Here is a 21,194-nt window from a genome sequence, read left to right on the forward strand (position 1 = left end):
ACCCCACATCTTTACGAGGAGTACCCCGCGCGAGGGGGACTACCTACCCCCCCACCTTGTATTTCCTGAAAAGTTATAACTCTTTATTAAATAAGAGGATAAGACTAAAATGACGCCGAAAAAAGTGTACATCAAAATCCTGCTCTTGAAGCAAATGAGAAAAAGAGGAGATAATTATGAAAACATTTACACGTTTTAGCTTATCATGCATTTTCATGCTTTGCACTCTGGCAACAACTTACGTTTACGCCGATGGCACCGGTGCGGATGGAGCGTTGAATATCACCTCCGTGGATTTTAACATTAATACCGATACTCAACAATCCGGTCGGGCTGGCTTAGCCGACGCCGTTAATTTCGTGGTAACCAATACGGTTAATGCGGGCGTTAATACTGTTACATTAACCACCGCTCCTACCGGTCTGGCTGTTGGTAACGAAATTCTAATTATTAATTTAAAGGGTATTTCTTCTGATTACAGCAATGTCGGTAATTATGAAACAAAAATTATTGCATCTATTAACGATACGGATATTACTTTTACTTCACCGCTTTCTAATACCTATGGAAACGCCTTTACCGGCCAAAGAATAATGTTACAACGTGTCCCGAATTATACGGATGTTACAATTGCATCCGGTCGAGCCTTAACCGTCAATCCTTGGAATGGAAGTAAATCAGGCGTTCTTTTCTTCCGCGCAACAGGAACGGTTCAAGTAGACGGAACGATTAATCTAACCGGCAAAGGATTTAACGGCGGTTCAGAAATAAGCTATGGGACGGCAACTGGCGGCGAGACTTATAATGGCGCGGCTGGAACAGGTTCTTCTGGAACTGGACAAGGCGGTGGTGGTGGCGGGAATGGAACTACTGGTGGCGGTGCCGGAGGAATTGGTGCTGCTGGCGGTGGTGGTGGAATTGCAGATAATGGCAGCTCCGCTGGCGGTGGTGGTGGCGGTGGATATGGAACAAGCGGCACTGGGGGTACAGGTTACTATGGAGTTGCTTCTTCAGGCGGTACAGGACAATATGCAACAGGTGGTAATGGTGGCGCTGGTTATAAAAGCGGATTAACTCCTTATGGCGGCGGGGGCGGTGGTGGCGGTACCGTAGGCGTCCAAGAAATCACCAAACTGTATTTAGGAAGTGGAGGTGGTTCTGGTAACCGAAGAGGAACCATTGGCGGCGCCGGAGCTGGCGGTAAAGGCGGCGGGATTATTTATATTATTGCTAACATTATCAAGGTTAATGGCTTAATTCAGAACAATGGTAATAATGGTGCCTCGGTTAGCGCCGGCGGTGGTGGCGGTGGAAGCGGCGGTTCTATATATTTAAAAGCAATATCTCATTACCTTGGAATATCATTAGTTACCGCAACCGGCGGTTCCGGCGGAACTGGTAATTATGCTGGAGGGGCAGGAGGGGTTGGTCGCATTAGATTAGATTACGTCGATTCTATTGCTGGAACGACTAATCCGGTTGCTTATGCCTATCAGGATTTTTATTTAATCTCCGGCAATGTGGTTACGACTACCGAATGGACTGATTTAATTAATGGGAAATCAATTCAAATGGGGCAATCTATTGCACATGTCAAGTTTAATATGCAAGCAAGCAATGATACGGTTAAATGGAAAAAGTTTCGCATTGATAAAGGAGTTAAATCATTCTCTAATATCGCCTGCCCTGATTCTAAAATAGAAGTCCAGATCTGGTGTGAAAATAACAATAACGGTTTCTGGGATTCAAGCGATACGTTTATCTCTAAAGGGAATTTTACCAATGGCACCTGCTGGCTTAATATGAAGCGGTGGCAAGTGACAACTCAATCACGAACGTATTATATTGTATGGGCAAACTTTAGTTGAGCATACAGATGGCAGATATGGATCTGATACCGGAAGTGGAAGTAGCGGAGGAGGCAGCGGCAGGGGTAGTAATGGTCAGGTTAGTGAATCTCCGAGTAAGGCTGTAAATCCTGAACCGGCTATAGGAGCAACTAATATTGGCGTCTTTCTTGATCAAACTAACGGAGAATTAAGATTTTCCCCTGCGCCTGGTGCCGAAGAATATTTCATTTATTTTGGCACAAATAATCCTCCAACTGAAAGCGATTTGTTAACAGTAGGGTTTGAAGAAGACGAAAATGGTAAAATAATAATTGATATGTCGATTTTATTGTCAAGTTCATTATCGCCAAACACAACCTACTATTGGCGTATTGACCCGTTTAATGACGCCGGAACAACTGAAGGTGATGTTTGGTGGTTTACGACACAATAATATAGTTATAATAAAATAATGCCCTTTGGGCCCGGCTTTTGCAATAGGTGTCGACAATGGAACGAAATTTAAATTACGATTTGCGGTTAGAGCAAAAAGATCAAATCCAGCATAGGTTACTGCGAGGATGGTAAAGAAACTGAACAGAAGGAGAGTAAATGTATGAATAAAAGCATGACCAAATGGGTTACCGTTTTTTGGTCATTGCTCCTTGTGATGTGCACCATGATTATGGCCAATCCAGCTTACGCGGACAGCTGGTCTGAAGTTACTTTTACTAACGGGACATTTGTCAACACTGTTACAACAACAAATGCGGCCGAAACGGTATTGAACAAAGGCAATTACAATTGGGTCAGGATATTTTGTGCCGCAACCCCCACCGCACGTGCCGGGCATGTAATTGCTTATGATTCTGCTAGGCAAAAAGTAGTCCTTTTTGCCGGATATACCAACAATTATAATAACGAAACATGGGAATATGATGGAATAAACTGGAGCCAAAAATCGCCCGCCACCATCCCTGTTGCCCGGTATTTACACGCTATGGCATACGACCCAACGCTTCAGGTAACCGTTCTTTTTGGCGGACAGGATAATACAGGTGCCAACCTTTATGACTGTTATGAATGGGATGGAAATAATTGGGTATCAAAAACAGGTCTTACTTCTTCATACCAAAGGCATCATCTCTCACTTGCTTATGATATTGCACAAAGTAAGCTTGTTATGTTCGGCGGATACTATAATTTTTCCAGAAACTGGACTCACGAGCGTAATTCAAGCAGAACATGGTCTCTTCCAAGCCAAACCACAATTCCGGGCAGCCGTGAAGGTTACGGTTTATCATACAGTTCAAACAATAAAGTAGTTATGTTCGGCGGTTATAATGATAATGGGACTACCATTACTTACTTACAGGATACATGGGAACACACCAGTGGTGCGTCTCAAACCTGGACCAATAAGAATCCGGCAAATAAGCCAAGCGCGCGCGTTGACCTTTGCATGGTTTATGATTCTGACCGCCAGAAAGTAGTTCTTTTAGGAGGAGAGGATGAAACTTATACCACAAAAAATGATACCTGGGAATGGAACGGGACAAACTGGTCTCAACTTACACCTGCGACCAACCCTCCGACTCGGATGAGGCATAGTATGGCATATGATTCCGTTCGCAAAAGAATTGTATTATTTGGAGGGGAAACGAGTCAGTCCGGCAGTAAACTTAATGATACTTGGGAATACTTTACCCCATATTTAGCGTCAGGTAATTATACATCAATTGCTATTCAACCAAGTGAGGTTTCTTACTGGGGAATTTTGACATATACGATTGCTTCTTCCACGAATACTACCGTAACCATAGATGTTTTGAAATCATCTGATGACTCTCTTTTAGCTGTTAATATCCAGCCGGGAACCGACCTTTCATCCGCTTATCCAGCCATATTTAACGGAATTACAGGAATCAAACTCAGGGCAAATTTTTCCACATCAAATCCTTCTCAAACCCCGACCTTATACGAATGGGGAGTAACTTATTATAAGGGTCCCGTAGTCACTACCACAAACTGGGTTGATTTAGTTAACGGCAATGCCGTCAAGATGGGCCAATCTGTTGCCTATGTCAAGTTTGACATGAAAACTAACTCCGGCATAGCTAAATGGAAACGATTCAGGATTGATAAAGGAGTAAAAACATATTCTAATATCGCTTGCCCGGATAATAAAATAGAAATTCAAGTCTGGATGGAAAATAATAACAATGGGTTATGGGATATAGGAGATGCATTTATCAGCAAAGGCATCTTCGGCAACGGCATCTGCTGGCTTAACATGAAACGATGGCAGGTAACAACCACATCCCGGACATATTATATTGTATATAAGTTATCAGGAGATATCGGCGGTGGGCAGCGGGCGGGAGTAAAGATAGTGGATTCAAGCTATTTAGAGTTTGAAGACGCAACTTGCATCGGAGTCCCATAGATGGGTAACCCATCCCCACTCTGCATACCCCTTAATAAGGGGTAAATAAGGGGGGGGCAGCGAGGTAGATATAATTTAGGAGGATGTCCTTTTAACCCGAATAATGCAATATAAAATGAGAGGAGAAATGTTTTATGCCAAAAAGAGCGGATTGGATACCAACCCATAGCGACGATTTCTTCAACAAACAAAGGGCTTATTTAGACTTGGTCATAGCCAATAAAGTCGTTTGGGGCATACTGGATACGGCCATTAATCCCCTGCTTGCTCTCCAGGCTAAGTACGAGCCGTTATACTGGAAGTTTCGGAATAAAAAGAGCCGGACCGGAGGCGACGTCGCGGCCCATCGCGATTGCCGCAACCGTTATCAAACTTCATGGCGCGCTTTCCACAATGAATGGGTCATCGCGAATCCCCGTGTTTCTAAGCAAGACTTGGTCATTCTGGTCGGCCCGGAACGTGACACCAAACCTAACCCGAATCCGGTTGATTATGAATATCCCGGTTGTGGTTTTAAGGGCAATCGGTGTGCCGCCGTAAGGTAATATCAGACTATCAAAGAAAGCCTGCCGGCTAAACCGGCTACGTTAGATAATAAAATGGCAAAATATATTAAATTAAAGATTTCGAAAAAACGCTATTGACAAACTTCGTTTTAGATGTTATATAACATGCTTCCATTTTATCCCTATAAGTATCTGAAAATAAAAAAGTAGAAGGGATTTCTCATGAAAAAGTGGCTATTAGTGATTTATTTCCCATGCCTTTTGATTATTTTGTTTTTTAGTTCTTCCTTCGTTTTTGCAATAGACGTTGGTAACGGCGCGGATGGGCCGGGAACGGTTATAACAAGCAAAGATATCAATACCCAATCAATTTGCGGGCGTGGCTCGCCTGATGCTGTTACCTGGCAGGTTGATGGAAATATCGCTTCCGGGCAAAACACTATATCATCAAGCATTGCCGTTCCTGCCGGGCTAGCTGTTAATGATGAAATTATCATTATTAACCTGAAAGGGACAGCCGGTGATTACAATAATGTCGGCTTATATGAGTTCAGGAGGATTTCCGTGAAAGGTGCTAATTCAATCACGGTTGATTCTAATTTAACCAATAATTATAATGGGACTACTCAAAAGGTAATGGTTCAACGCGTCCCTAATTACACGAATGTCACCGTCGATTCCGGCGGCTCACTTTCCATCAGCGCTTGGAATGGTGTTACTGGTGGAGTCCTGGCTTTCAGGGCTAATGGCACCGTGACGGTCGGTTCCGCGGCAACCAATGGTTATATCACGGTTAACGGCAAAGGATATCGCGGAGGTGCTGGCGCTGTTTATACGGCCAATTCTCAATCTGGCGAGAGTTATTTTGGGGGATTATATTCTTCAGGTGGCCCTTATAATGGAGTAGCCCCAGCGACACCAAATCCAGGCGGCGGCGGTGGCGGCGGTGGTGATAACATTAGTACGGGGTATGGTGGTAGTAGTGGCACCACTGGACCATCTGGGGGAGGAAGTGGAGGCGCTTATACAAATAATATACGTGCCTATAGTGGCGGTGGAGGAGGCGGTGGATATGGCTCAGTCGGAACAGGCGGATCCGGTCATAACAGCGGCTCTAATGCTACAGGTAATGTAGGTGGAGCAGGAGGTTCCGTTTCTACAAGTGAAGTTTATGCCTACTCAGGTGGCGGAGGAGGTGGTGGAACCTATGGTAACTCTAGCCAATTAAATATAAGGGCATATCTTGGAACAGGTGGTGGAGGCTCAGGGGGTGCTTCAAGTTGGGCAACCCTTATAGGTGTTTCTGGGGGTGGCGGAGGAGGTTTCCTATTTATTGGAGCAAATAGCATAACTATCTTTGCTAATTATGGTTATATTACGGCTAACGGGAATCAGGGAACAACTGGAACATTTGGAGGTGGTGGTGCTCCTCAAGTTACTGCAACAGGTGGAGGCGGAGGAGGAGCCGGTGGTTCAATTGTCCTTATAGCTACTACAATTTCTAATGGCTGGGCAAACGGAATTACAGCAAATGGCGGGGCTGGTGGTACTTGTGCTGATCCTTCTTATTATATCGGTGGTGCAGGAGGTGGTGGGCGAACTTTTGCAATGTATGAAACTTTAAATGGAAATTTGCCCTCGCCTAATTTTGCAAGATGGGGAAGGGTTGCTACGATAAACTGGGTGGATTTGGTCAACGGCAATACCGTAAGAGAGGGTCAATCAACAGCACACGTCAAATTTGATATGAAAACCGACTCCGGCACGGCAAACTGGAAAAAATTTCGTATTGATAAAGGGGTAAAATTATTCTCTGATATCGCATGCCCTGATTGCAAAATAGAAGTGCAAGTATGGTGTGAAAGCAGCGGCAATGGATTCTGGGATGCCAGCGATACTTACATCAGCAAAGGCACCTTCAGCAACGGTACCTGCTGGCTAAACATGAATCGTTGGCAGGTTACAACAACACAACGAACGTATTATATCGTATATAAATTGGCAAAAGATATAGGCGGCGGCCTATGCGCTGGGGTTAAGGTTCTTGATTCTACCTATCTTGAATTTGAGGACGCAAATTGCATGGGAGTGCCGTAGTAATGAAACGCCTCATGTATTGGCTCAAGCAAAAAAGAATACGGTTGATTATATTCACTATGAATCGCGTTATATTGGTTTTAAACCCCGAAAATCCTTAAAGATTATTACTCTCACTCCAAAGTTCATAGCATAGCCCTTTACTTTCCGTAAAGAAACTTCACTCTCCACTACCGCCTGAAATATAATTACTACCGAACATGCAGTCTGCCCATGAAACACCTAATTTATTTTCTTACATTCCTTCCAGTTTAATACACCTTTTTATTGACTGTCAAATATCAAGTTAGTATTTTCATCTTTGCGGGAATAATTTCCACAGTTCGGTTGTTTATATATAGTGAGATGCGGTTGTGCAACAAATAAATTTTGACGAAGCCCTTACTCATTTAGAAAGTATTTACCGTATGGCTTTTTACCTGACTTATAACCAGACAGAAGCCGAAGATCTCGCCCAGGAAACTTACCTTAAGGCTTATAGCAACTGGGATAAATACGAGCCCGGGACTAATTGCCGGGCGTGGCTTGCCGCCATACTGCGTAATACTCATATTAACCGCGTGAAAAAGGAAGCCCACGAACCAATAACTATCCCGGCAGAGAAACTGGAATCCATGCCCGTAGAGCTGAAAGAATCGCCGACCGACCTTAAAAAAATTATTAACGAACTGGTCAGTGATGAAATAAAAAAAGCTATCCAAAAACTGCCCGAGGAATACATCCAAACCCTGACCCTGGCATGGCTGAGCGAACTTTCTTATGAGGAAATAGCCAAAGTGATGGAGTGCCCCATCGGAACGGTGATGTCACGCCTTGCACGTGCGCGCTTGTTCCTCAGGAAAAATCTGGAAGAATATTGCAATAAGAAACAATAAATCCTGGTAAATTGATTAAGCTGATAAAACGGAGCGGGCTTGAATCCGCTTACCATATGAGGTAAAATTATGAATTGCGAAGAAATCACCAAACACATCTTCGATTTTCTCAGCAAATCGCTCCCGGCGCTGGAGGAAGCTGAATTCAAAACTCATATCCAAACCTGTCTGAAATGCGCGGAAAGAGTAATTGCGGAAAAGGAACTGGAAGAATCCATTAAAGAAAAAATTACCGCCGACATCACTCTCCCATCTCGTCTTAAAGAACAAATCGTTGAAAAGATAAGCTCCGGATCATCCTTAAAAATCATCCGTAAAGACGGTAAGGAGGAAGCAATTAAGATAAAAGAGGATATCATCACTTTCGGGAGGAAATCAAAATGCACGGTCTGCCTGCAGGAAGACAGCAAGATTTCGCGCAATCATTGCCGGATTGAGCGTAAAGGGAATACATTCGAAATAACCGATCTCGATAGCAGGAACGGCATGTATATCAACGGGGAAAAAACAATCCACAAAACCCTTTCACCCGGTGATGAAATTAAAATAGGCGACACCATAGTTATCTTTACCCCTCCTGTAACTGTCCCTGAAACAAACGCCGGGCAAAAACCGGCCGAATCAGCGCCTGCTGTCATGACGACTGCGAAAGTTGAACCCTCGCAACCTGCACCGGTTGGACCGGCAATATCGCCGGAACATGAAATCCACCATAAACATAAAAAACACCGGGTAATTAATCCACGTGAGGAATCATTAACGCCTTACCTGGCTGCCGCAGCCGGCATATTAATAGCCATCGGAATCATTGCATTCATAAACTCCGGTGGTGGCGGTAAAGCCTATAATACCGGAACTCCCAATGAAAGAAAATCATCCCCTTCCGCCAAAACAGATGCACAGATAACGGAAACGCAATCCAGACTGGACAAGGCATATTACGAAGTAAACAACCTAGCCAAAGATTACCTTTATAAAGAGGCTTTAAGTAAAGCTGAAGGATTTTTACAGGAGTACGGACGAGAGCTAACCGATTCGCAAAAGGAATATTTAAAGATAAAAATAGAGTATCTGGAACAGTGCCTGGCAAGGGAAAAGGAAACGAAAGAATCATTGGAAATGCTGGAAAAGGAAATCGTTTGGGTAACCGATCCTGCATTAATCAAGGGAAAATATGAGGAGCTTTCCAGAATCGCCTGGAGCACGGTTTTTACCGCCCGGATAAACGCCAAAATCGCCGAGCTCAACCAAACCATCCTGGAAAAAGAGGAATCGGAAAAATCCTTTGCGGGCTTTAAATCCGATATCACCGAAGATCTTGCCAAAGGAAATTATTCCGATGCGGTTAAACGCTGTGAGTTTTTCAAGACCCTGAACGACAACGATTATGCCGAAACACTGATAAAACAGGAAATGGAAACCATCAACGCCGAGGCTAAAAAAGGCTTTGAGCCGGTCGCCCTGGAAGGCAACGAAATTCTGGCAAGAAACGACCTGGAAAAAGCCAGGGGGTTTTACCAGAACCAGGCAGCCCGTTTCCGCGGAACTAATTACGCCGGGCAGCTGGAAGCACGACTCGAAGAGATTAACAAACTGATTGCCAAAGAAGATAACCAAAAATCACTGGCAAGAAAATCGTCCTTAAAATTGCTGGATGAGGGAGACATTCTGGCAAAGAAATATGATTATAAAAATGCCTCCGCCAAATATTCCGAAGCGCTCAAAACTATAGCCACAGAATACCCCTCATTAAAAGAGCGGGCTTCAACGATGCATGACTGCCTTAAAAAAGAAAGCGCCCTTTTTGAAAGCTTAATCCAGAAGATAAAAGATAAAACGGTCTCCTTACCCAGGCTTTCCGGCAACGGAACCGTCATCCAAGCAAATCACGAAGGATTTTCCCTTTCGAACAACTCCACAATTAAATGGGCTTCAATCAACCCGACTGAAATGTATTCCTTATTCAAGAAAACAGGCTTGGTTTCAGCCGACCCTGAACCAATAGCAATATTCTGCCTGGAAAATAAATTGCTGAACGAGGCATTTGACGCTTTTAATAGCATCGTAAAAAGGGATAAGGCGTTGAAGCCCAACTTGGAAGAACTGCTGGAGTTATATACCGGGAAAAAAACGCCCGAAGGCGGCTACCTGATTTACAAAAATAAGTGGCTGACCCCGGCAGAGAAAAACGATATGGTTGCACAGGAAACCTTAACTGCCCTGGCTTCATCCCTTAAATCCACCCGGACCGCGGCTGACATGGGAAAAATATGCCTGGATATTACGAAATTAATAGAGGCCAACCCCTCCCAGAAAACCGAACTTAACAGGATTATCCTTAAAGACTTGCAGGAAACCTACAACGCCCTCAAGAAAACGACCGAAAAAAGTTTCGGTAAACTCGACATAGAAAAACTGAGGAAAATAAAAGGTGAGCTTAACCAAAAAAGGCAGGAAGCGCTAAAGGAAATCAGGGAAGGACCGACTGATCCTCCGGCATCTCACCCTAAAACGTCCCAGAAAATGAATGAGAAAGTCGAAGCGGTCCGCGCGATATGGGAAAAGCCGACAGACCGGGTAATCCAACTGGATAAATCGCTTACTGGTACGGTAGATAAGCTGAAAATCCTGGCAAACGAGATAAAAAAATACTCTCCGCCTTCCGTTGAAAATATGGAAGAGCTTGATATTTTATCCGCCCTGACATTAAACTCCAAAGTGGATATTAAAAATTTCCCCTTAAATGCCGTTGAAGCCAAACTTATCCAATACAACAAAAAGGTAATGGAAGAAAACGAGAAAAACATGGAAGCGACCACCCCTGAAACAGAAACAGTCAGACTGATAAATGAATACCGCATCATGATGGGATTGCAGGCGCTTAAAATCCATGATCTATTAACAAAAGCCGCCCGCAAGCACAGTAACCACATGCAAAGCGTCAGGCAGCTTGCACACGAGGGAATCGGCGACGGAACCCCGGCAAGCCGTACAAAGACGGAAGGATTTAACGGCAGCGGGGTAGGCGAAAATTGCTATATGAGCACATCAGCCAGCCCGAAGGAAAGCGTTGACGGCTGGTACTGGAGCCATGGGCATCACATTAATATGATAGGCAACTGGATATTTATCGGTCCAGGCTGCGCATCGAATTATTACACCACTAATTTCGGCAGATAATCGCACTTAAGCATACCTTATCCCCAATCTCTCATATGATACGCGGGAAATATCCCAAAAAAGCCCGGTATTTTTCTTGATAGGAACAGTTTTTTTCTCTATAGTAACTGTTTGAAAATAATAAAGACAGGGCCTATCAGAGTTGCCTCTTGAGAGAGCCTTTCCAAATGAATAATGAACCTGACGAGCTTCAAGAAAATCCAGGCGGCGAAACGGATAATCCCAGCTATCTATCTTATGCCATGCGGGCCCGCCTGAAAATCAGAGACCGCTATCGAGAGGTAAAATCTTATTATTCAAGGAAAAATGTTATTGCCGGGGTAATCGGAAACGTCCTGGAGTGGTATGACTTTGCCGTTTTTGGATATTTTGCCCCGATTATCGGAGCTCATTTTTTTCCGTCAAATAATCGGTTAACTTCGCTATTAAGCGCGTTCGGCGTTTTTGCCATAGGCTACTTCGCCAGGCCCATCGGCGGCATAATCTTCGGCCGCATGGGCGATAAAGCCGGCCGTAAAGTCGCTCTCCAGATTTCCGTGATGCTGATGGCAATCCCGACGTTCCTGATAAGCGTCCTGCCGACTTATGCCCAAATCGGCATGCTCGCTCCGATTTTACTCATAATATTGCGCCTATTGCAGGGAATATCTGTTGGCGGAGAGTTTATCGGCTCAATATGTTTTACCACCGAGACCGCCCCCGCAAATGAACGCGGTTTTTGGGGAAGCTGGACGCAAGGCAGCCTTATCGGAGGAATCCTATTAGGGTCTCTGGTCGCAGCAATAATCCAGGCAGTTATGCCGCCAGAGTCATTAGCCAGTTGGGGCTGGAGATTGCCGTTTTTAGCCGGCTTGGGAATAGGAATATTCGGCTTATGGATGAGGACCGGATTATCCGAATCTTCAGATTTTACCAATACAAAAGAAACCACTGATGCCAGCCGAAATCCTATTATGGACGCTATCAGGGAATTTCCATTGCGTATTTTTCATATTGCTATGTTGGTAATACTCTCCGGCGGCGGTTTTTATTTATTGTTTGTCTGGTGGCCGACTTTTTTGGAGGATGAGATGTCCCCGCCGATTAATTATGCCTTTGCGACTAATGTCATTTCCATGCTTATATTAATGCTCATGCTTCCCGTAACCGGATGGCTTTCCGATAAATGCGGGCGTAAAGCATTGCTCATACTCGGCTCACTCAGCATGATTATTGCCGCTTATCCGCTTTTTATGCTGATAAAACAACCGACCTTTGGTTCGGTCTTAGCTGCTCAATTAACATTCGCCGTATTGCTCAGCCTTTTTATGGGTCCGGTATCGACGACATTAGCGGAAATGTTTCCTTCCCGGGTGCGTTATAGCGGCATTGCCTTAGGCTACAATATATCTTTATCTTTGTTTGGAGGAACGGCACCGCTTATTGCCACCTGGCTCGTATTCCATTTTAATGATATGACTGTCGCCGCTTATTACCTGATGGTGATGGCGTTTATCAGCCTAATGGCCGCATTAACCCTGAATAAAGGAAACAGCTCTGAAATGGACAAAACCATTGCGGATAAAGAAGAAATAACCTTTAAATAATACTTTATGCCCCAACCCGCATATTAATCCGTATCCAGAGCGCATTATCGGTTTATATTGACGGAGCGCCTTTTATTATTATAATATGTTAATTTTACTAATCCTACTCTAAATAAATATCCTTATGAAAGAAAACATCATGAACTACAAAGATACCATCAACCTCCCCAAAACCAATTTCTCCATGAAAGCCGACCTGGTAAAGAAGGAGCCGCTTATCAGGGAAAAATGGGTGCAGTCAAAACTCTATGAAAAAATCCGCGAACTGCGCAAAGGCAAGCCCAAATACATCCTGCACGACGGGCCGCCCTATGCCAACGGAGATGTCCATGTCGGCACGGCTTTGAATAAAATACTCAAGGATATCGTGGTCAAATTCAAGACCATGCAGGGCTTCGATTCCCCCTATGTCCCGGGCTGGGATTGCCACGGGCTTCCTATCGAGCACCGTGTCATGACCAAACTCGGCGAGAAAGCCAAAACCATGCCCAAAGCCGATATCCGCAAAGAATGCGAGAAATACGCCCGCGGCTTTATCGATATCCAAAGGAAACAATTCCTCACCCTCGGCGTCCTGGGCGAATGGGATAATCCTTACCTCACCCTCAACCCTTCATATGAAGCGGCTATTATAGAAGTCTTCGGCGACCTGGTCCAAAAAGGATTCGTCTACCGTAAGCTTAAACCCATCCACTGGTGCATGAGCTGCGAAACCGCCCTGGCCGAAGCGGAACTGGAATACGCCGATGAAAAAAGCCCCTCTATCTACGTTAAGTTTTTAATGAACACTGAACAATTAAAAAGTAAAATCCCTGAATGTTCATTGTCCACCGTTCCCTGCTCATTCTTTATTTGGACGACCACACCCTGGACGCTCCCGGCAAACGTGGCAGTGGCGTTAAATCCGGCATTTGAATATGCAATCGTTGAATACACGGACAAAAAATCCGATAAGGCGGAAATATTAATCTTTGCCGAGTCGCTAGTTAGTAAGGTAATGGAAACAATCGGCATCAAGGATTATAAGATAAAAGGCAAATTCAAGGGAAGCTCTTTCGAAGGGCTCACTTACCAGCACCCGTTTATCAAAAGGGAATGCCGGGCGATATTGGCGGATTACGTCACACTGGAAGACGGCACCGGAATCGTCCACATCGCCCCGGGCCACGGGCAGGAAGACTATGAAAGCGGCTTAAGCTACAAACTCCCCGTTTTAAGCCCGGTTGATAAAAGCGGGCGGCTGACCGAAGAGGCCGGCATCTTCCCGGGAGAAAAGGTCTTTGACGCCGACCCGAAAATCTGCGCCATGCTGGAAGAAAAGGGCAATCTCCTCATGAAAAAGGACGTCGTCCATTCATACCCGCACTGCTGGCGCTGCAAGAAACCGGTCATCTTCCGCGCCACCGAACAGTGGTTTATTTCCGTTGACCATAATGATACGCGCCAAAAAGCGCTTGACCAAACCCGGAAAGTCAAGTGGGTGCCTGCCTGGGGAGAAACGCGCATCTCCAGCATGCTTGAACAGCGGCCGGATTGGTGCATCTCCCGCCAGCGCAACTGGGGCGTCCCCATCCCGGTTTTCTACTGCGCCAAGTGCCATGAGCCGCTTCTGGATAAAAAGATAATCGATATCGTCCGGGAAACATTCCGCAAGGAAGGCGCGATGAGCTGGTTTGTGAAACAGCCGGTTGATTTCCTCCCTAAAGAAACTAAATGCGCCAAGTGCGGCCATACTGAATTCATTAAAGAAAACGATATTTTCGATGTCTGGTTTGAATCCGGCTCCAGTTTCCGCGGAGCAGTGATAGAAAATAAACAGCTCCACTTCCCGGCGGATTTATATTTGGAAGGCACAGACCAGCACAGGGGCTGGTTCCAGCTTTCGCTCCTGCCTTCTGTCATGACGCGCGGCGTGGCGCCGTTTAAAACCGTCCTGACGCACGGATTTGTCATCACGCCCGAAGGCGAGAAAGTCTCCAAATCCAAGGGCGGGCTTTTGCTGGCGGACGAAATGGTCGGGAAAGTCGGTGCGGATATCATCCGCTTGTGGATTTCTTCCATCAACTTCACGGAAGATATCCCGGTTTCCATGAATATCCTGCAGGAAAAAGGCGACCCATACAGGAAGATTCGCAATACCTTCCGCTACCTCTTAGGCAATATCAATGACTTTAACCCCAAAGCCAACATGGTGAAATACGAATCCATGACAGAAATCGATAAATGGGCATTGAGCAAGCTCCATAACCTTATCAAAGTCATCACCGCGGCTTATGATTCTTTCGAATTCCACAAGGCATACCGCGAGATTTACGAATTCTGCGTGGTGGAGATGAGCTCGTTTTATATAGATGTCCTTAAAGACCGGCTCTATACATTTGCCGTGGATAGCGTTGAGCGGCGTTCGGCACAGACCGTGATGCACGAAATTGCCACGGGCCTGACCAAGCTGGTCGCGCCGATTCTCGCCCACACGGCCGAGGAAATCTGGACGGAAATCAACCTGGATGGAAAACAGGAAAGCGTCCATCTGGCCGACTGGCCCAAGGCGAATGACAAATACATCAATGCGGAGCTGGAAGCCAACTGGGCGAAGCTCTTAAAGATTAAGACCGAGGTAAGCAGGAAGCTCGACACACTAAGAAAAGACGGGACGCTGGGGAGCTCGCTTGAAGCCGAGGTAACGCTTTACACGGAAAACGCGGAGTGGTCAAAGCTCCTGAAACAGTATGAGAAATCCCTGCCTGCAATATTGATAATTTCCCAGGCGCACCTTGCGGAGAAAAAGCCGGAAAACGCCGGCGCTGGAACCGATATCCCGGAAATCTTTATCGCGGCAAAGAAATGCAGTTACCAGAAATGCGAGCGGTGCTGGAACTATCGGGAAGCTGTGGGCAAGGATAATAACTATCCGACCCTCTGCGACCGTTGCATCCCGGTAATCAGCGGGAAATAGCTTAGCAGGCGTTTTGGAAAAAGGCGGGGCTTCGCCCGATGGCATTCCCGGAACAGAAAATATAAAAACATTAATCATTTGACAGAAACTTTCCTTTGATATAATATAGTTCACGTTGTGAACGTTTTACGTTCACGGCAATGCAAATATGAAAACCGCGTCCTACAGGAAAAGATGGCTGACCGGCCTGATATCAGATTCGATTAAAACATTTAAAGTGGTTGTCTTAACCGGCGCCCGCCAGACCGGTAAAACCACTCTGCTGCGCGAGGAATCGCTCTTTAACGTCTGGCATTATATTTCACTTGATGATTTTGAGTTATTAGCGCGCGCCCAGAAAGACCCTTCTAACCTCTGGTTTGGCCGGAAACGGGTGATTATTGACGAAGCGCAGAAATCAACTAGGCTTCTTTCCGCCATAAAACACGCGGTGGATTCCGACCCCAAACAGCGGTTTGTCCTTTCCGGGTCGGCTAACCTGCTTTTAATGAAAAGGATCTCTGAAAGTTTAGCCGGCCGGGCGGTATATTTCGTGTTATATCCGATGAGCCTGGGCGAGATACATAAAAAGGCGGCGGATAACCCGCTTATCCCGCTTTTCGCGGGGAAATCACCCAAAGCATCAGTAAAAAGCAATACGGATATTATCGATTGCCTCTTAAAAGGATTAATGCCTCCGCTTTTGGCCATTAAAGGGCGTAAGCCGGTTTTGGAATGGTGGGAAGGCTATATTGCCACATACTTAGAGCGTGATTTAAGGGATTTATCGCAAATAGATTCCCTGCCGGATTTCCGGCGCCTGATGGGCGTCTTAGCCGCGCGGACTGGAAATATATTGAACCGGGCGGATGCCGCGCGTGATGCCGGATTATCCCGCCCGACCGCTACCCGTTATATCAACCTACTGGAAGTCTCCCATATTATTGAATTAGTGTCCGGCTATTTTAAGAACCGGACCAAGCGGGTGGTAAAAGCCCCCAAAATATACTGGCTTGACCCGGCATTGGCAGTTTTCCTGATGGGCATTTATGATGCCAAAGCATTAAAGCAGGCGCGGGAGCTCGGCGCGCTTTTTGAAGGGCTGGTTTATCACCACCTCAGGATATGGAATAATCTTTTGACCCCCCGCGGAAGGATATACTATTGGCGCACCGAAAACGGGACCGAAGTGGATTTTATCCTGGAATACGGCAGGAAACTCCTAGCATTGGAAATAAAGAAAAGCGATAAAATCAGCTATGCGGATACGGCTAACCTGAGGGCGTTTATCGAACAACATCCGCAAACGGAACAGGGTATAGTAATTTACACAGGGAAAGAGGTAAAACGGATTACTGAAAAAATAACCGCAATCCCGTGGACTTATTTTACCTAATCAGCGGGAAATAACTAATTAGACGGGGATTTAGAATGTAGTTGTCCCGCTTCATCCCGCCCTAAAGGACTTCCCCCTAAAGGGGACTATAGCCTTTGGTCGCAAGGCGGGACTACGGGGACGTCGCTGGGCTCCGTTAGTTATATTATATAAATAAGGAGATGAAATATGACGCTACAAAACACTAAGAAATGGATGATTGCACTGATGCTTATCGCCGCGGCGGCGCTTATAATGCAGTGCTCAAATACCGGAAGCACCGTTGAAGCCAAGAAACCTGTCTTCCTAAAAGCAACCCCGGAAAACCTGAAAGCCATCCCGATAGACCAACTCTATAAAACATTCGTCGATGTGGAAAAGAATGAAATCATAGATTTCCCGGAGTTCATCAATCGGATGAAAGGCGTCCAGGTGCTCTTATTCGGGGAAAGCCATAACAACGAACCCCAGCACGCCCTCCAGCTGGAGGTCTTAAAGGCTTTTAATGAAGACAAAGGCCATAAAACAGTCCTGGCAATGGAATTCCTTTACCGCCCCATCCAAAAAGAGCTTGATGCCTATACCGCCGGGAAGATGACCGAGGCGGAATTAGTCCCTCTTATCCTGCAGGGATTGAATAAAGACTGGTATGATAAATATTATCGGAGGTTCATCCTTTACGCCGGGGAAAACAAACTGCCCCTGCTCGGGCTTAATGTCTATAACCCGCTCAAGGCAAAATATTCACAGGTCGGCTGGGACGGACTGACCGACGAGGAAAAGCAATACGTCGCCAAAGATATAGATTTGACCAACAAGGCGCACAAGGAATACATACATAAGCAATCCGAGGCGATGATTCAAATGGGCGTCTTTACCGAGGAGCAATTCGACCGGATGTATTGGGGGCAATGCGTCTGGGATGAAACCATGGGGGAAACCATTGCCAATTATTTTAAGGCGTATTTTCATTATGCAGATGCGCCTAGGATACCGGTCCGGATAATGGCGATTGAGGGGCGGGCGCATATTGAATACAAGTTTAACACACCCAGCCGGGCGGCCAAGCGGTATCAGATGAACTATAAGACCCTGATTCCGGTGGAGACAAACGCGCAGGGCAAGGTGGATTACGGGCAATTATTGAGTTCCGGGATAGCGGATTTTATCACCTTTTCCCCAGAATCGCCGGAAGCGGACATGTCTAAATTCCCCAAGAAGATGTTCCAGAAAATCGTTCCACGATAACTTTAATCAGATTTTCAGTGGTTAGGACTATAGTCCTACACCATAAGGAAGAGGGGAAATAGGGTTCGGGGTTAGATACAATAAAAAAAGGGGCGTTCCGAAGAATGCCCCCGATTTATCATTGGTTTGACAAAAGTTAGACCTGGGAAACTTTCACCTCCAAGAACAGTTGCCCGTTCTCTTTGATGAAATTAAGGTGGCTTGCGCCGTCCGGAGTAAAGCGATTTAGCTCTAACCCCTTATTTATTAATACCAATCATTCTAATTATCCGAAGTATTTACTGCGGAAAGAACCATATCAATCTGAGCCCTATAAACTTTGGAACAGCTAAAGATTTCGCACCCCACCGGACAGATAAACACACCCCCCTCTACCCATCCCCCCTATACCCCCTCCCCACCCCCTTTATATCTTCTACCCTACCCCTATCTGGAGTATGCCGAGATTCTATTTAAGGGGAACAAAATAGCCTATTCATCCCGAAGCCGGGATGGCTACCCCCTCTACCCACCTCCCCTATACTCCCCTCCCTACCCCCATTCGGGGGGAGTAGAAAAACTGGAATAGGGGGTGCGACGGGAAAACGGATTTAAAGTTAGAATCTGCTAATCTGTGAAATTTATAGATTAGACTTTTCCCAATGTTTCAGAGTGTTTCATCCCCCATGCCCGCCCTATCTGACTATTATTAATGGGCTTAGGGAAGGCGGGGAAACGGTTTTAGGCGTTTTGGAAATCCGAATTACCGCTCACCTCGTTAGCCAGGATGCGGGCTAAAAACCGACTCCTTAAACCACCGATCATGGATAGATGACTCCGGCAAGATACTTTTATGAAGTCTGTTCTCCAGTCTTATGTATCCCCTTGTTCCCGTTTATGAGAAGTGTGATATGGACTTGTGTAGAATGTTAACAGGTAGTTTAAACCACTCCATTCAAACTTAAACTTGACTTTTCGGGAAATGGCTGATATTATTTCATCCTTATGGTAAAAGCAATCGGGCTTCTTTCAGGCGGGCTGGACAGCCTCCTTGCCGTGGAACTCATCCATAAACAGGGAATCGATATCACCGCGCTCCACTTCACCACCCCATTCTGCCAGTGCGACAACCATAAAGACGGATGCAAGTCGAGCATCACGGTAATCTCCGAGAAACTCGGCATAAAGGTCAAGACCGTCAATAACACCGCGGAATTCCTTAAAATAATCCAGCGCCCCAGGCACGGTTACGGCAAGAATATGAATCCGTGCATAGATTGCCGCATCCTCATGCTCAAAACCGCCGGTGAATATATGAAAGAAAACGGCGCCTCCTTCCTTTTTACGGGAGAAGTCCTGGGACAGCGCCCGATGTCCCAGCATAAGCAGTCGCTCGACCTAATCGAAAAGAAAAGCGGCTTGACCGGGCTTATCCTGCGCCCGCTTTCCGCGAAGTTCCTGGAGCCGACCATCCCGGAAAAGGAAGGCTGGGTAGACCGCGCCAAGCTCATGGGACTCTCCGGACGCGGCAGGCGCGACCAGATGAACCTGGCGAAACTCTTCGAGATAAAAGATTATCCATGCCCGGCAGGCGGATGCTTACTCACCGACCCGGAATTCTGCGCGCGGTTAAAAGACCTGATTAAATACGGCTCGTTAGCCGTAAGCGAAATAATAATCTTGAGGCTCGGCCGCCATTTCCGGATAGATAAAAAGACCAAACTAATCGTCGGGCGGAACGAGCAGGAAAACGACCGATTGGTTGCCATGGAAAAGGAAGGCGACACCGTGATTGACATGACCGATTGCCCCGGCCCGGCGGGAATCCTGCGCGGGGAAACAAACGAGGCGAATATCATGCTGGCGGCACAAATCACCGCGCGCTACGCGGACCATTCGGAAACGGCCGATACCATTCTTACGGCTGTTTTAAAGGCTAAGGGGCAGGTGTTAAGGGAGATGGCAGTACAACCGCTATCACAGGACAAGATTAAAAATTATATTATAACTAAATAAATCTCTGTCCCTAAAGGGAGGCAGTAGCTCTGTCCTCTGTGGTGAATAAATGAAACGTCTGAAAATAAACGGGGAGACCTGTAATATCTACCAGGCGGGATTGCCGGGATTCCCGCGCAACTTCACCCGGGACGGAATCATTTCCGCCATCCTTGCCGGCAATGCCGAGATGCTCAAGGGACAAATCGAGTTTTCCTCCATACACCAAGGCGTAAAGAAGGATTCCAAGACAGGAGAGGAATCCGGTAAAATCTTCCACGAATATCCAGGCATCATGATAAGAGAACTTTCAACCGAATTCAATGCCTGCGATACGACCGCCCTTTATATAATCGGACACTGGCATTACCGCAAGCTCACCGATGATGACGCGCTCTTAAACCGCTACCGGAACAACCTCACCAGGGGAGTTAATTATATCCTAAACCACTTGGACAAGCGTGATTTATTCATAGAAGACCCGTTATTCTGTAACGCGAACAGGTTTTCGCTTAAAGTGACTTACTGGAAAGATTCCTCGATTATCGGGAGATCTGAAGGCGAGCCGGCGTATCCGGTGGTTTATCCATTGGCGCATATCCAGAACATGAACGCGTTAAGATGCGCTTCCGATATGCTGGAGATGGGGAAGCTAAAGGCCATTGCCGAAAAGATGCGCCGCGTGTTGGATATGCTTTATGATGAAAAGTCGGGCGCGTTTTATTTGGCGCTGGATAAAAAAGGGGCAATCAGCGGCGTAAGCTCGGATTCGCTCCATGCCCTCTTTTACCTGGAGCCGGGGGATTTATCGCCTGATAAAATCAAGGCGATTGCGGAATCCGCGAAAGCGCTGGAAACCCCCATCGGCTACCGCACCTTAAGCCCTGAATTGGCCGGGGAATTAAAGAGCTCGTATCACACCAGGACGGTCTGGCCTTTTGAGCAGGCGATAATCCACGCCGGGGCAAAGAAGTTCGGCTTGAAGCATGTCATGGAAGTGAGTGAGCGGATTCTCCCTGTTTTAGATACTGACCCGGAGATATTCGTGCTTGAAGACAATGAATGTAAAAAAGGCGGATGCGACCCGCAACTGTGGACGCTTGCCGCGAAGGAATACTTCAAATCCAAAAAAGCGCTTTAACC

The 21,194-nt window shown here is 46.2% G+C and carries 13 protein-coding genes; all 13 read left to right on the forward strand.

The window, feature by feature from the left end; genetic code table 11:
• The first annotated feature begins 176 nt into the window (after positions 1-176).
• The 13 genes from HY811_06660 to HY811_06720 all read left to right on the forward strand — a co-directional run bounded on the left by HY811_06660 (position 177) and on the right by HY811_06720 (position 21,192).
• The gene (locus HY811_06660; GenBank protein MBI4834481.1) at positions 177-1,868 is read left to right on the forward strand and encodes a hypothetical protein; all 1,692 of its coding nucleotides are present in this window, start codon (positions 177-179) and stop codon (positions 1,866-1,868) included.
• Positions 1,846-2,283 (forward strand): hypothetical protein, encoded by a 438-nt coding sequence (locus HY811_06665; GenBank protein ID MBI4834482.1) that lies wholly within the window; start codon positions 1,846-1,848, stop codon positions 2,281-2,283. The genes HY811_06660 and HY811_06665 overlap by 23 nt, the downstream gene beginning before the upstream one ends.
• A 162-nt stretch (positions 2,284-2,445) precedes the next feature.
• Positions 2,446-4,275 carry a hypothetical protein gene (locus tag HY811_06670; protein MBI4834483.1) on the forward strand — a complete coding sequence of 610 codons (1,830 nt, stop codon included), beginning with the start codon at positions 2,446-2,448 and terminating at the stop codon, positions 4,273-4,275.
• 134 nt (positions 4,276-4,409) lie between these two features.
• Positions 4,410-4,820: a hypothetical protein gene (locus tag HY811_06675; GenBank protein ID MBI4834484.1), complete on the forward strand. Its 411-nt coding sequence runs from the start codon at positions 4,410-4,412 to the stop codon at positions 4,818-4,820.
• Positions 4,821-5,003: 183 nt separating this feature from the next.
• Entirely contained in the window at positions 5,004-6,878 is a 1,875-nt protein-coding gene (locus HY811_06680) for a hypothetical protein (GenBank protein ID MBI4834485.1), read from the forward strand.
• Positions 6,879-7,231: 353 nt separating this feature from the next.
• Positions 7,232-7,753, forward strand: coding sequence for a sigma-70 family RNA polymerase sigma factor (locus tag HY811_06685; GenBank protein ID MBI4834486.1), 522 nt, complete (start codon positions 7,232-7,234; stop codon positions 7,751-7,753).
• Positions 7,754-7,822: 69 nt separating this feature from the next.
• Positions 7,823-10,933, forward strand: a complete 3,111-nt coding sequence (locus HY811_06690; GenBank protein ID MBI4834487.1) for an FHA domain-containing protein — start codon at positions 7,823-7,825, stop codon at positions 10,931-10,933.
• A 167-nt stretch (positions 10,934-11,100) separates the two neighbouring features.
• Positions 11,101-12,519 carry an MFS transporter gene (locus HY811_06695; GenBank protein ID MBI4834488.1) on the forward strand — a complete coding sequence of 473 codons (1,419 nt, stop codon included), beginning with the start codon at positions 11,101-11,103 and terminating at the stop codon, positions 12,517-12,519.
• Positions 12,520-12,658: 139 nt separating this feature from the next.
• Entirely contained in the window at positions 12,659-15,475 is a 2,817-nt protein-coding gene (gene ileS / locus HY811_06700) for an isoleucine--tRNA ligase (protein ID MBI4834489.1), read from the forward strand.
• A 148-nt stretch (positions 15,476-15,623) separates the two neighbouring features.
• Positions 15,624-16,850 (forward strand): ATP-binding protein, encoded by a 1,227-nt coding sequence (locus tag HY811_06705; protein MBI4834490.1) that lies wholly within the window; start codon positions 15,624-15,626, stop codon positions 16,848-16,850.
• Between the two features lie 168 nt (positions 16,851-17,018).
• Positions 17,019-18,077 (forward strand): ChaN family lipoprotein, encoded by a 1,059-nt coding sequence (locus tag HY811_06710; protein MBI4834491.1) that lies wholly within the window; start codon positions 17,019-17,021, stop codon positions 18,075-18,077.
• Positions 18,078-19,061: 984 nt separating this feature from the next.
• Positions 19,062-20,072, forward strand: coding sequence for a hypothetical protein (locus HY811_06715; GenBank protein MBI4834492.1), 1,011 nt, complete (start codon positions 19,062-19,064; stop codon positions 20,070-20,072).
• Positions 20,073-20,121: 49 nt separating this feature from the next.
• Positions 20,122-21,192: a hypothetical protein gene (locus tag HY811_06720; GenBank protein ID MBI4834493.1), complete on the forward strand. Its 1,071-nt coding sequence runs from the start codon at positions 20,122-20,124 to the stop codon at positions 21,190-21,192.
• Positions 21,193-21,194: the final 2 nt, after the last annotated feature.

Source organism: Planctomycetota bacterium, from assembly GCA_016207825.1.
Taxonomy (GTDB): Bacteria; Planctomycetota; MHYJ01; order JACQXL01; family JACQZI01; genus JACQZI01.